We start from the raw sequence: 12,699 nt of genomic DNA, 5'->3' as shown, positions 1-12,699 counted from the left end.
CTGCTCGTCCGGTGGGAGTTCGGGCCCGGATGGACCGGGGCGGTCGGGCGTGTCTTCGGGCATGGCAAAAGACTCGCGCGGCGGGCGGGGCGGCAGGTATGGGGCGGGCATGGGGTGAACACCCCAATTCCGGGGTCACCCGCCTGGGGTGCCCAGGACAAGGGGGCGCCCGCCTGGGGTGCCCGGGACATGTGTCACCCACCTGGGGTGCCCAGGACAGGGGTCACCCGCCGAGGTGGCGGCCGAGTTCGGTGCGGGAGCGGGCGCCCAGCTTGCGCATGGCCACGCCCAGGTGCTTGTCGACCGTCTTGGGCGACAGGAACATCTGCCGCGCGATCTCCTGGTTGGTCAGCCCGGTCGCCGCCAGCCGCGCGACCTGCGCCTGCCGCGCCGACAGGCCGGCCGCCTCGCCGTCCACGCCCGCGCCGGACCGGATCCGGCCGGCGGGCCGCAGGCCCCAGCGGCGGCCGAGCTGGGTGGCCCGGTCGAGGTCCCAGCGCGCCTCCAGCCGGGTGTAGGTCTCGACCGCCCGGGTCAGCGCGTCCCCCGCGCCGGGGTCGCCGAGCTCGAACAGGCACGCCGCCTGCTGCTCGACCGCCTGGGCGGCGTCGTAGGCGGCGGGCAGCTCGGCGTAGGCCGCGGCCGCCTCGCCGTAGCGTTGCGCGGCCCGCGCCCAGCGCCCCGCGTGCGCGTCGAGGTGCCCGCGGGCCTGCGCCAGCGCCGGTACGGCCAGCGGCGCGTCCATCCCCCGCAGCCGGTTCTCGTAGCGGCCGGCCAGCTCGGCGGCCTCGCGCACCCGCCCGTCGGACAGCAGGGCCCCGGTCAGCGCGGGTAGGGCACGCACCCCCACCGGCCACAGGTCCCTGGCCTCCCACCCGGCGACCACGTCGGCCGTCTCCGCGAGCGCCGCCCCGGCCCGTTCCCCGGCGGTGGCCAGGCGCAGCAGCATCGTCACCGGGGCGCCGAGCATGTCGAGGTCGCCCCGCACCCGCAGGTCGCGCACCAGCCCGGCGAGCATGGTCCGGGCGGCGTCGAGCCGGCTGGGCGCCGGGGCCAGGCAGGCCGTGATGAGGTCGACCTGGAGGCGCTCGTGCGGCCGGTTGCCGCACTGCTCGCGCAGTTCGGCGAGCTCCTCGCGCAGTCCCTCCCACGCACCGGCGTGGTAGCGGGCCAGGGCCAGGCCGGCGCGCAGGCCGAGGTCGTCCCGGGCCGAGCCGCTCGCGCCGCGGCCGGCGTCGAGTGCGGCCTCCAGCAGCCGCGCCGCCACCCGGTGGTGGCCGGTGTCGACGGCGGAGCCGCCGACGGACCGGTAGGCGCCGACCTCCCGGCGGCCGGTCGGGCGGCCGCCGGTCTCGGCCAGGATGCGTTCGGTCAGCGCCCACCAGCGGGGGTCACCGGAGCTGACGAAGACCATCGCGACCTTGCCGAGCACGAACACCCGCGGCCCCGGCTCCCCGTCGGCCGGCACCGTCTCCAGGGCGCGCTCCAGCCAGGGCAGGCGCTCGGCGAACGGCACGTCGGCCATGGTGGGCAGGCCCATGCCGACCATGGCCCAGGCGGCCAGTTCGGGCAGGTCGGCCAGGTCGGGCACCGCGTCGGCGAAGGCCTGCCGTACGCGGGAGTTGTCCACCCGGATGGTGTCGAGGTAGAGGGCGAGCAGGATGCGCAGCTCACCGCGCAGGCGCTGGGGCAGGTCGTGGGTCAGCGCCTCCTCCAGCAGCTCGCCGATGGCAGGGATGCGCAGGGTGTAGGTGGCCGCCCAGCCGAGGCGGATGGTCAGCTCGGCCCGCCGGACCGGATCGAGGCCGGCGTGCCGCAGCACCTCCTCCAGCAGGCGTGCGGCCTCGGCGTCGTTGCCCAGCCCGGCGGCGTGCTCGGCGGCGGCGACCGCCGCGGTGACCCATTCCTGCGGCCGGCCCGCGTGCCGCAGGTGGTGGGCGACCTGCCCGAGCGGGACGGGCCGCAGCGTGCGGATGGCGGTGGCCGCGGCGGCGTGCAGGGCCTGGCGGCGGCCGAGGGTGACGCCCTCGTAGACCGCCTCGGCGGCCAGCACGTGCCGGAAGGCGACCAGCCCGCCCTGCTCGGTGAGCAGCCCGGAGGCCAGCGCCTCGTCGAGGGCGTCGGTGCCGCTCACCCCGGCCACCTCGACGAGCGTACCGGCCGGGACGGCCAGCCGCAGCACGGCCGCCGCCTCGGTGACCGCGCGGGCGCCGGCCGGCATCCGCGCCACGCGCTCCTGGACCGGGGCGCGCACTCCGGCGGGCACGTCGAGCTCGTCGAGGGTACGGCGGGCCCAGCCGCCCTTCCAGCGGATGAGCTTGCCCTGCGTGCGCAGCATGGCGAGCAGTTCCTGGATGGCCAGCGGCAGCCCGGAGGAGCGGGCGCACAGGTGCTCGGCGAACTCGGCCGACACCTCGTCGGTCTCCAGGATCGCCGCGGCCAGGGCGCGGGTGCCGGCCACGTCCAGCGGGCGCAGCGCGATGTGCTCGCCGGCGACCGCGTCGGCCGGGCGGGCGGTCGCCGCGCGCAGCGCCGGATCGGCCTCCTCGTCGCGGTAGGTCAGCACCACCGCCAGCCCGGCGGGCTGCGCCCGGACCAGGTAGGTCAGGAACTCGATCGTCTGCTGGTCGGCCCAGTGCAGGTCCTCCAGCACCAGCACCGCCGGGGTCAGCGCGGCCAGCACCTCGACCAGGGCGCGCAGCACGCGGTGCCGTTCGGCCGCGCGGTCCTCCAGCGGCGCGGGCGCCTCCGGCAGCACCTCCTGCAGTTCGGGGAGCAGGGCGCGCAACGCGCCGGTCACCGGCGACAGGGCGGCCCCGCGTAAGTCGGCGGCCCGTCCGCGCAGCGCCTCGACCACCGGCCCCAGCGGGAACGGCTCCCTGACCTGCCCGCAGCCGCCCTTCAGCCAGCGCAGCCCGGCGACCTCGGGCCGGCCGGCCAGTTCGGCCACCAGCCGGGTCTTGCCGATCCCGGCCTCGCCCGCCACCACGCTCACCGAGGGCACCGAGGGCAGCGAGGGCACCGGCCGCACGGCCGACACCGCCGCGACCAGCCGGTCCAGTTCGGCCTCCCGTGCCACCAGGACCGGCGACACCGCACCTGTGATCACGGGATGACCTTACACAGCGGCCGAGACCGGGATCTTTACCGAGGCGGCAGATCTCGCTTAACCCCCGCTGGAAAGGGACCCGACGGGAGAGGAGCCGACCACATGACCACCACCGAAGCGGCGGGAGCCCTCGTCCTGTTCGGCGTCACCGGGGATCTGGCCAGGAAGAGCCTGCTGCCCGCGCTCTACCGGCTGGTCGCCGACGAGCGCCTGTCCGTGCCGGTCGTCGGCGTCGTGCGCGGCGACTGGACCCCCGAGAAGGTACGGCGGCGCGCCCGCGAGGCGATCTCCGCGCACGGGCGGCTGGACGAGGAGGTGTTCGCCAGGTTCGCCGAGCTGCTCCGGGTGGCCCACGTGGACTACGCCGAGCCGGACTCCTTCGCCGACATCGCCGAGCAGACCGAGGGGCTGGGCTTCCTGGCCCACTACCTGGCCGTCCCGCCGGCGCTCTTCGCCACCGTCGCGGCGAACCTGGCCCACGTGGGACTCAACGACCACGCGCGCCTGGTGGTGGAGAAGCCGTTCGGCCACGACCTGGCCTCCGCCCGCGCGCTGCAGGCCGAGCTGACCCGGTCCTTCCCCGAGGAGCGGCTGCGCCGGGTCGACCACTTCCTGGGCAAGGACGTGATCGAGGACCTGCTGGTGTTCCGCTTCGCCAACACGCTGCTGAGCGCCACCCTGGCCCGGCCGCACGTGCGCAGCGTGCAGATCACCATGGCCGAGGACTTCGACGTGGGCGAGCGCGGCTCCTTCTACGACGAGGTGGGCGCGCTCCAGGACGTGGTGCAGAACCACCTGCTGCAGACGCTGGCCTTCCTCGTCATGGAGCGGCCCGAGGGCGAGGAGCCGGAGGCGATGCTGGCGGCGAAGGCGGCGGCGCTGAAGGCGGTGCGTGCCGTACCGGCCGGGGACTACGTGCGCGGGCAGTACGCCGGCTACCTCGACGTGGCGGGGGTCGAGCCCGGCTCGGTCACCGAGACCTACGCGGCGCTGCGGCTGTACGTCGGCACCGACCGCTGGGACGGCGTGCCGTTCACCATCCGGGCGGGCAAGGCCATGGCCGCCACCACCCTGGAGATCGTCGTGGAGCTGCGTCCGGCGGACGCGGCGGACCCCAACCTGGTGCGCTTCCGGCTGTCGCCCGATCCGGGCGTCACCTTCGACCTGCTGGCCAAGAGCGCGCGCCGGGCCGAGCCCGACCACGTGGCGGCCCGCGTCGACTTCACCTGCCTGTCGGGCGACGACGTGCGGGCCTACGAGCGGGTGCTGGCCGACGCCGTCTCGGGCGACCCGCGGCGGTTCGCCCGCATGGACCAGGTCGAGGAGTGCTGGCGGATCGTCGCCGACCTGCTGGACCCGGCCGGCGAGCCGGTGGTCTACCGGCCGGGTGGCTGGGGCCCGGAGGAGGCCGACCGGCTCACGCTGGACGGGCACTGGTTCCCGCTGGAGAACGGCTGACCCGCGGGGCCTTGCAATATCCAACAGATTTGGTAGGAAAAGGAGGAATCAAGAGAAGGGAAGCCCTGCATGCCCCTGCCCGACTTCCTCGTCATCGGCGCGCCCAAAACCGGGACGACCGCCCTGCACGCGGCGCTCCAGGGCCACCCGGAGCTGTACCTGTCGGCCGTGAAGGAGCCCAAGCACTTCCTCACCGACGGCCGCCCGCCGGCCGGCGCCGGACCGGGGGACGCCCGGACCTCGCGCGAGCACGTCTGGCGGCGCGCCGACTACGAGGCGCTGTTCGCCGCCGCGCCCGCCGGGACCTTACGCGGCGAGTCGACGCCGTTCTACCTCTACGACCGGGCCGCCCAGCGGCGCATCCACGCGGCCGTCCCGCACGCCCGGCTGATCGCCGTGCTGCGCGACCCGGTCGAGCGCGCGCACTCCAACTGGGCGCACCTGTGGTCGGCGGGCCTCGAACCCCTCGACGACGTGGTGCGGGCCTGCGCCGAGGAGGACCGGCGGATCGCCGCCGGGTGGGCGCACTTCTGGCACTACGTCCGGCTCGGCCGCTACGGCGAGCAACTGGCGCACCTGTACACGCTCTTCCCGCGCGAGCAGGTGCTGACCTTCCGCTACCGCGACCTGCTCGACCACCCGGCCGACACCCTGGACCGCATCTGCTCCTTCCTGGACGTACGGCCCGGCCTGATCTCCGCGCTGCCCAGGGAGAACGTGACCGCCCAGCCCACGGCGACGCCGTTCCACGCGCTGCTGTCGGCGGTGCGCCGCCGGCTGTCCGGTGGGCTCGGCTCCCGGCTGCAGGACCGTCTGCAGCGGCCCGGCCAGGCGCGGATCCCGCTCACCTGGGAGCAGCGGCAGCGGCTCATCCCCCACTTCGCCGCCGACATCGAGCTGCTCCAGGACGTCACCGGCGAGGACTTCGGCGACTGGCTGCGGCCCCGCGAGCGCTCCGGCGGCCAGGTCGGGCCGCGCCCGCCGGGCCAGCGCCAGGCCAGGAACGGGCGGCCGGCGTGACCCCGGCCCGCCCGCACCACGGGCCTCAGCGCAGCTCGGTCCGCAACTCGTGGGCGCCGTCGGGCCGGGTGTACTCGTAGTACAGCCGGGTGCCGCCGCCGGGCAGGTCCACGAGATCGACGTAGCGCAGCCCGCCGCCGCCGTGCGCGGAGGTCGCGGCCGGGGCGGCGCCCATCGGGCTGAGCGCGGCCGGGTCGCGACCCCAGGCGAGCCCGGTGCGCTCCTCGTAGTTCTCCGCCGCGCTGGCCCGGCCGTCGTAGAAGGCGAGCACCTGCTCGCCGGCGAAGCGGACGGCCGACACGCGCGTGCCCCGGGCGTCCCAGGAGCCCGGCCGGCCGCTCAGCGCGGTGCCGTGCCAGGCCCACTCCAGGCCGTCCCCGCTGGTGGCGTAGTCGGTGACCATCTGGTCGGCCTCGTCGGGATCGGCCAGCGGGTGGACCGACGCCCACAGGTGCCACCGGCCGCCCCGGTGGACGATCACCGGGTCCTTGACCCCGGTCTTGGGGTCGCCGGGCAGGACGGTCGTGCGGGTGCGCGGGTCGAAGCCGGCCGGGTCGGCGGCCTCCAGCACCTCCACCCGCCAGTGCTTGGTCCCCGGCGTGGCGCAGCTCAGGTAGAGCCGCCAGCGGCCCTCGGGGGTGCGGACGAGCGCGGGTCGCTCCAGCGACTCGGCGGCCATCTGCTCGCGGGCGATGGTCGTCACCGGCTGGAAGCGCTCGCCGTCGGCCGAGCGGGCGACCACGATGGCGTAGCCGCGGCCCGCCCCCACGGGCCGGCGCAGCCGGTAGGCCAGGTAGATCTGCCCGTCGGCGGCGACGGCGCTGGGCGCGCCGGCCCAGTACCCCTCGCCGGTCTGGGGTGGTTCGATCGCCACAACGGATCTGTCCGGGGCGGGGAGCAACGCGTCGATGTCGGAAGACACGTCGGTAGGCACGTCGGTAGGCACGTCGGTAGGCACGTCGGTAGGCATGGATGCGACGGTAGAAGCCTTGCTCGTTCCGCGCACGCGGACTCACCTGCCCTTGTCAATTCATGCAATCCCTATTTACTTAAAGGGTAATAGACGCGGCGGCGGCGCTCTGCGGATCCAGCAGGATCAGCACGGTCAGCAGGACGATCCAGGCGACGACCGCGGCCAGCAGCAGCCGGCTGACCGACGGCCGGCGGCGGAAGAACGGCGGCGGCTTCACAGCCACCCGCTCTTGCGCAGCAGCCGGTGCACGATGATCACGGCCACCACCATGACCCCGAGGCTGAGCGGATAACCGAGCAGCCAGTGCAGCTCGGGCATGTAGTCGAAGTTCATCCCGTAGATCCCGGCGATCATCGTGGGGACGGCGATCAGCGCCGCCCAGGAGGAGATCTTGCGCATGTCGGCGTTCTGCTGCATCGCCGCCGCGCTCTGCTCGCGGCCCACCAGGGCCAGGTGGGCGCTGAGCGCGCTGGTCAGCAGCTCGTTGTGCTCGTCGACCCGGGCGTCCACCCGCAGCAGATGGTCGAGGACGTCGCGGAACTGCTCCCGGCTCGCGGTGCACTGCTCCACCCGGCCCTTGACGATCTCCTCCAGCACCGGGATCAGCGGGTCCTGCGCGGTCCTGAACTCCAGCACCTCCCGTTTGAGCGAGTAGATGTCGGCGGTGACGTCGTCCTGCTCACCGCTGAACACCCGCTGCTCCAGGGCGATGAGGTCGTTCTCCACCTCGTGCGCGATGCGCCCGTAGGTGTCGACGACCTCGTCGCAGATGGCGTAGAGCACCCCGGCGGGGCCGGCGGCCAGCAGCTCGGGGTCGGACTCGATGCGCCGCCGTACCCCGCCCAGCGGGTTGGCCTTGCCGTGCCGGACGCTGAGCACGAAGTCGCGGCCCAGGAAGAGGTTGATCTCGCCGACCTCGATGTCGGAGCTCTCCTCCACGTACAGCAGCGGCTTCAGCACGATGAACAGGGTGTCGTCGTACCGTTCGAGCTTGGGCCGCTGGTGGGCGTGGATGGCGTCCTCCACCGCCAGCGGGTGGAGGCTGATCTCGCTGGTGATCAGGTCGAACTCCTCCTGCGTCGGCTCGTGCAGGCCGATCCACAGGAAGCACTCGCCCCGGCTTCGGGCGGCGGCGAAGGCATCGCTGATGTCGCCGTCGATCGTGTGCCGAACGCCGTCGCAGTAGATCGCTTTGTCGACAATCACGTCGGGCATTCTCCCCCATCCGGGACGGTGCTCAGGACCGCGTCGCTCACCCCCGGTCGAGCGCGAGGTTGAGTTCCAGCACGTTGACCGCGGGCCGGCCCATGAAACCCAGCGCCCGGCCGGTGGTGTGCTCGCCGATCAAGTCCCGGACCCGGCCGGCGGCCAGGCCGCGTTCCCGCGCCACCCGCGGGGCCTGGAGCTCGGCGTAGGCCACGGAGATGTGCGGGTCCAGGCCCGAGCCGCTCGCCGTCACCGCGTCGGCCGGTACGGCAGGCGTCCCGGCCGTCCCCCTGACCGGCACGGTACGGCCGGCGGTGTAGTCCTCGCCGGGCCGGCCGCACTCGACCCGGACGCCCTGGTAGACGGCGAGGAACGGCTGGGCCGGGCAGGCCTGGTTGACGCTGACCGCGCGCACCGGCGTGCCCACCGCGGGGAAGACCTTCAGCACCGCGCCCACGCCGTCCGGCGTGCAGTACGGCCTGGCCCCGCTGACGCCCTCCAGCTCGCCGACCGCCTTGGACCGGGCGCAGACCCGGGTGAGCAGCGACTGCCGCCCCTCCTGCCCCGCCGCCGGCAGGGTGTCCAGCACGTCCTCGGGGCCGAGGTTGCTCGCGGCGCTGGCGAGCGGGTCGTAGCCGTCGCCGGCGGCCGAGGGCCGCGACTGGAAGTACTTCCCGATCGGCACGCCGGAGGCGTCGGTGAAGCTCTGGCCGATGAGCGCGCTGCCCACCACCCGGCCGTCCTTCTCGACCAGCGAGCCGCCGGCCTTGGCGGGCAGCACCGCCTGGGCGACGCCGGTGGTGACCAGCGGGTAGGCGACGCCGAGCACGGCGGTGAGCACGGCGAGCGCCCGCAGCGCGGCCAGGTGCTGGCGGATCCAACTGGGCAGACGTTCCATCACACGATCCCCGAGATGAGCAGGTCGATGAGCTTGATGCCGAGGAACGGCGCCACGACGCCGCCCAGGCCGTACAGGGTGAGGTTGCGAGACAGCAGCCTGGCCGCGCTGGAGGGCCGGTAACGCACGCCGCGCAGCGCCAGCGGGATGAGCGCGACGATCACCAGGGCGTTGAAGATCACCGCGGACAGGATCGCCGATTGGGGCGAGGCCAGGCGCATGAGGTTGAGCGCGTCCAGGCCCGGGTAGACCGCGGCGAACATGGCCGGGATGATCGCGAAGTACTTGGCGATGTCGTTGGCGATGGAGAAGGTGGTCAGCGCGCCCCGGGTGATGAGGAGCTGCTTGCCGATCTCCACGATCTCGATCAGCTTGGTGGGGTCGGAGTCGAGGTCGACCATGTTGCCGGCTTCCTTGGCGGCGCTCGTGCCGGTGTTCATGGCGACGCCGACGTCCGACTGCGCCAGCGCCGGGGCGTCGTTGGTGCCGTCGCCGGTCATGGCGACCAGCCGGCCGCCCTCCTGTTCCTTCCTGATCAGCGCGAGCTTGTCCTCGGGGGTGGCCTCGGCCAGGAAGTCGTCCACGCCCGCCTCGGCGGCGATGGCCTGCGCGGTCAGCGGGTTGTCGCCGGTGACCATGACGGTGCGGATGCCCATCCGGCGCATCTCGGCGAAGCGTTCGCGCATGCCCGGCTTGACCACGTCCTTGAGGTGCACGACGCCCAGGACGCGGCCCTTCTCGGCCACCACCAGCGGGGTCCCGCCGGCCGCAGAGATGCCGTCGACCAGGGTGCTCACCTCGGCGGACGGCAGGCCGCCCTGCTCGCGCACCCAGGCCAGGACCGCCGAGGCCGCGCCCTTGCGGATCTGCCGGCCTCCGGCGTCCACGCCGGACATCCGGGTCTGGGCGGTGAAGGGCACCCACTCGGCGCCCTGCGGCTCGGGCTCGCGCAGGCCGTACCGCTCCTCGGCGAAGGCGACGATGGACCGGCCCTCCGGCGTCTCGTCGGCCAGCGACGAGAGCTGGGCCGCCGAGGCCAGCTCCCGCTCGCCGACCCCGCCGACCGGCACGAACGCGCCGGCCTGGCGGTTGCCGAGGGTGATGGTGCCGGTCTTGTCCAGCAGCAGCGTGCTGACGTCCCCGGCGGCCTCCACCGCGCGGCCGGACATCGCCAGGACGTTCCGCTGGACCAGGCGGTCCATGCCGGCGATGCCGATCGCGCTGAGCAGCGCGCCGATCGTCGTCGGGATGAGGCAGACCAGCAGCGAGACCAGCACGATCCCGCTCACCCCGTCGCCGGTCAGCGCCAGGGAGTCGGCGATGCCGGGGTTCTCGGCCTTGGCGTGGACGGCGAACGGCTGCATGGTGATCGTCGCGACCAGGAAGATGATCGTGAGCGCCGCGAGCAGGATGTTGAGCGCGATCTCGTTCGGCGTCTTCTGCCGGTCGGCCCCCTCGACCAGGGCGATCATCCGGTCGATGAACGACTCGCCGGGCTTCTGGGTGATCCGCACGACGATGCGGTCCGACAGCACCCGGGTGCCGCCGGTCACCGCCGAGCGGTCGCCGCCGGACTCGCGGATGACCGGGGCCGACTCGCCGGTGATCGCCGACTCGTCCACGCTGGCGATGCCCTCGATCACGTCGCCGTCGCCGGGGACGATCTCCCCCGCCTCGACCACCACCTCGTCGCCCTGCCGCAGCTCGGCGGCGGCGACCAGCTCGCCGGAGACCCGGCGGGCGGTGGTGTCGCGCTTGGTGGCGCGCAGCGTCGCCGCCTGGGCCTTGCCACGGCCCTCGGCGACCGCCTCGGCCAGGTTGGCGAAGAGCACGGTCAGCCAGAGCCAGGCCACGATCGCCCAGGCGAACACGCCCGGCTCCAGCACCGCGAGGACGGTGGTGAAGACCGCGCCGGCCTCGACGACCAGCATCACCGGGTTGCGCCAGAGCGTGGCCGGGTTGAGCTTCCTGACCGCGCCGGGGAGCGCGGCGACCAGTTGCCTGGGGTCGAGCAGGCCGCCCCCGACCTTGCGGGGGGCGTCGACCGGGTGCGCGGTCATCAGAACAGTCCTTCTGCGATGGGTCCCAGCGCCAGCGCCGGGAGGAAGGTGAGCGCGACCAGGACGACGGTGACCCCGGCCACCAGGCCGACGAACTGCGGCCGGTGCCTCGGCAGCGTGCCCGCCGACTCCGGTACGGGGGTCTGCCTGGCCAGCGAGCCGGCCAGCGCCAGCACGAAGATGATCGGCAGGAAGCGGCCCAGCGCCATGCAGAGGCCGAGCGCCACGTCGTACCACGGGGTGTTGACGGTGACACCGCCGAAGGCCGAGCCGTTGTTGTTGGAGGCGCTGGTGAAGGCGTAGAGGATCTCGGAGAAGCCGTGCGGGCCGTCGTTCAGCATGGCGGCGAGGCCGGCCTGGTTGCCCATCGCGACCGCGGTGCCGGTCAGCACCAGCACCGGGGTGACCAGGAAGTACAGCGAGGCCAGCTTGATCTCGCGGGCGCCGATCTTCTTGCCGAGGTACTCGGGGGTGCGGCCGACCATGAGGCCGGCGACGAACACGGTGATCACCGCGAGGATCAGCATCCCGTACAGGCCCGCGCCGGCGCCGCCCGGCGCGACCTCGCCCAGCATCATGTTGACCAGCGTCATCATGCCGCCGAACGGGGTGTAGGAGTCGTGGAAGGAGTTCACCGCGCCGGTGCTGGTGAGCGTGGTCGCCGCGGCGAAGGTGGCCGAGTCGGCCACGCCGAAGCGCACCTCCTTGCCCTCCATCGCCGCGCCCGCCGCCTGCGGGACGGTCGCGCCGCCCTGGAGCTCGAAGACGTTGACGAGCGTCATCGACGTCAGGGCCAGCACGGACATCACCGCGAGGATGGCGTAGCCCTGGCGGACCTGGCCGACCATCCGGCCGAAGGTGCGGGTCAGGCAGATCGGGATGAGCAGGATCAGGAAGATCTCGAACCAGTTGGTCCAGCTCGTGGCGTTCTCGAAGGGGTGGGCGGAGTTGGCGTTGTAGAAACCGCCGCCGTTGGTGCCCAGCACCTTGATCGCCTCCTGGCCGGCCACCGGGCCGCCGGTCAGGTGCTGCGTGCCGCCGGCCAGGCCGGTGATCTCCTGCGGGCCGGCGAGGTTCTGGACCACCCCGCCGGCGACCAGGACCAGCGCGCCCACGAAGGCGATCGGCAGCAGGATGCGCAGCGTGCCGCGCACCAGGTCCACCCAGAAGTTGCCGATGGTGTCGCTGCCCCGGCGGGCGAACCCGCGCACCAGCGCCACGGCCACCGCCAGGCCCACGGCGGCGGAGACGAAATTCTGTACGGCCAGCGCCGCCATCTGGGTCAGGTGGCCCATGGTGGACTCGCCGGAGTAAGCCTGCCAGTTCGTGTTCGTCACGAAGCTGACCGCGGTGTTCCAGGCGACGTGGTCGGGGACCGGGGCCATGCCCAGGCTCAGCCACAGCTTGTCCTGGAGGCGTTGCATGCCGTACACGAACAGGACCGACAACACGGAGAAGGCCAGCAGGCTGCGGGCGTAGGCGCCCCACCGCTGCTCGCCGTCCGGCTCCACGCCCAGCAGGCGGTAGAGGCCGCGTTCGACCCTGCTGTGCCGGGGGGTGGTGTAGACGCGGTGCATGTGGTCGCCCAGCGGCCGGTAGACCAGGCCCAGGGCGACGACCAGGGAGACGATGAAGATCCAGCCCATGTCAGAACCGCTCCGGGAACAACAGGGCTGCCACCATGAAGACCACCATGACGACGGCGGCCGCCAGACCGATGGCGTTGACGGCGCTCACAGCCGCTCCACCGCCTTCACCACGAACCCGAAGACCACGAAGATCGCGATCGTCAGGGCGACGAAGATGACGTCACCCATCCGTACTCCTCAACTCGATTCCGCCACCACCGGGACCGGTGGCTGCGGGATCAGCAAACCGCCGTTTTGAGGGGATTTGGCCGTTCTTGACGACCTTCATACGGATGGCCGCCCAATATTGACGCCCTCCCTACGACCCCCGGTCCCGCCCGGCCCGC

The 12,699-nt window shown here is 73.4% G+C and carries 10 protein-coding genes; 3 read left to right on the top strand and 7 right to left on the bottom strand.

Translation table 11 applies throughout. The annotated features are described in order from the left end of the window. Window positions 1-223: 223 nt before the first annotated feature. Window positions 224-3,109 carry an AAA family ATPase gene (locus ACIBG7_RS38105; protein ID WP_397339390.1) on the bottom strand — a complete coding sequence of 962 codons (2,886 nt, stop codon included), beginning with the start codon at window positions 3,107-3,109 and terminating at the stop codon, window positions 224-226. Between the two features lie 102 nt (window positions 3,110-3,211). Between ACIBG7_RS38105 and ACIBG7_RS38100 the strand changes: the two genes are divergently transcribed. After that, entirely contained in the window at window positions 3,212-4,567 is a 1,356-nt protein-coding gene (locus ACIBG7_RS38100; protein WP_397339389.1) for a glucose-6-phosphate dehydrogenase, read from the top strand. 69 nt (window positions 4,568-4,636) lie between these two features. Then, the gene (locus ACIBG7_RS38095) at window positions 4,637-5,587 is read left to right on the top strand and encodes a sulfotransferase (protein ID WP_357925227.1); all 951 of its coding nucleotides are present in this window, start codon (window positions 4,637-4,639) and stop codon (window positions 5,585-5,587) included. Between the two features lie 25 nt (window positions 5,588-5,612). Here ACIBG7_RS38095 and ACIBG7_RS38090 read toward each other — a convergent pair whose 3' ends face one another. The 6 genes from ACIBG7_RS38090 to kdpA all read right to left on the bottom strand — a co-directional run bounded on the left by ACIBG7_RS38090 (window position 5,613) and on the right by kdpA (window position 12,370). Further along, a complete protein-coding gene (locus ACIBG7_RS38090) occupies window positions 5,613-6,557 on the bottom strand; it encodes a hypothetical protein (protein WP_397339388.1) in 945 nt (314 codons plus the stop codon). Window positions 6,558-6,636: 79 nt separating this feature from the next. Continuing rightward, complete coding sequence (locus ACIBG7_RS38085) at window positions 6,637-6,783, bottom strand: hypothetical protein (protein ID WP_357925221.1); 147 nt, start codon at window positions 6,781-6,783, stop codon at window positions 6,637-6,639. After that, window positions 6,774-7,775, bottom strand: a complete 1,002-nt coding sequence (locus tag ACIBG7_RS38080; RefSeq protein ID WP_357925218.1) for a magnesium and cobalt transport protein CorA — start codon at window positions 7,773-7,775, stop codon at window positions 6,774-6,776. The genes ACIBG7_RS38085 and ACIBG7_RS38080 overlap by 10 nt, the downstream gene beginning before the upstream one ends. A gap of 37 nt (window positions 7,776-7,812) precedes the next feature. After that, the gene (locus ACIBG7_RS38075) at window positions 7,813-8,664 is read right to left on the bottom strand and encodes a potassium-transporting ATPase subunit C (RefSeq protein WP_397339387.1); all 852 of its coding nucleotides are present in this window, start codon (window positions 8,662-8,664) and stop codon (window positions 7,813-7,815) included. After that, on the bottom strand, window positions 8,664-10,724 hold the full coding sequence (kdpB, locus tag ACIBG7_RS38070; RefSeq protein ID WP_357925213.1) for a potassium-transporting ATPase subunit KdpB: 2,061 nt from the start codon (window positions 10,722-10,724) through the stop codon (window positions 8,664-8,666). The genes ACIBG7_RS38075 and kdpB overlap by 1 nt, the downstream gene beginning before the upstream one ends. Continuing rightward, window positions 10,724-12,370 (bottom strand): potassium-transporting ATPase subunit KdpA, encoded by a 1,647-nt coding sequence (gene kdpA / locus ACIBG7_RS38065; RefSeq protein WP_397339386.1) that lies wholly within the window; start codon window positions 12,368-12,370, stop codon window positions 10,724-10,726. The genes kdpB and kdpA overlap by 1 nt, the downstream gene beginning before the upstream one ends. Between kdpA and ACIBG7_RS38060 the strand changes: the two genes are divergently transcribed. After that, a complete protein-coding gene (locus tag ACIBG7_RS38060; RefSeq protein ID WP_357925209.1) occupies window positions 12,354-12,611 on the top strand; it encodes a hypothetical protein in 258 nt (85 codons plus the stop codon). The two genes, kdpA and ACIBG7_RS38060, sit on opposite strands and share 17 nt — an antisense overlap. The last annotated feature ends 88 nt before the right edge of the window (window positions 12,612-12,699 follow it).

This window comes from Nonomuraea sp. NPDC050328 (genome assembly GCF_044459405.1).
Classification (GTDB): domain Bacteria; phylum Actinomycetota; class Actinomycetes; order Streptosporangiales; family Streptosporangiaceae; genus Nonomuraea.
Note: the sequence above shows the minus strand (reverse complement) of the source record. Positions and strands in the feature narration are given on the sequence as shown.

Bases quoted from the DNA above. Each gene is read 5' to 3' on its own strand.
- kdpB (WP_357925213.1), bottom strand. From the start codon at position 10,724: ATGACCGCGCACCCGGTCGACGCCCCCCGCAAGGTCGGGGGCGGCCTG.
- kdpA (WP_397339386.1), bottom strand. From the start codon at position 12,370: ATGGGCTGGATCTTCATCGTCTCCCTGGTCGTCGCCCTGGGCCTGGTC.
- ACIBG7_RS38080 (WP_357925218.1), bottom strand. From the start codon at position 7,775: ATGCCCGACGTGATTGTCGACAAAGCGATCTACTGCGACGGCGTTCGG.
- ACIBG7_RS38090 (WP_397339388.1), bottom strand. From the start codon at position 6,557: ATGCCTACCGACGTGCCTACCGACGTGCCTACCGACGTGCCTACCGAC.
- ACIBG7_RS38095 (WP_357925227.1), top strand. From the start codon at position 4,637: ATGCCCCTGCCCGACTTCCTCGTCATCGGCGCGCCCAAAACCGGGACG.
- ACIBG7_RS38060 (WP_357925209.1), top strand. From the start codon at position 12,354: ATGAAGATCCAGCCCATGTCAGAACCGCTCCGGGAACAACAGGGCTGC.
- ACIBG7_RS38075 (WP_397339387.1), bottom strand. From the start codon at position 8,664: ATGGAACGTCTGCCCAGTTGGATCCGCCAGCACCTGGCCGCGCTGCGG.
- ACIBG7_RS38100 (WP_397339389.1), top strand. From the start codon at position 3,212: ATGACCACCACCGAAGCGGCGGGAGCCCTCGTCCTGTTCGGCGTCACC.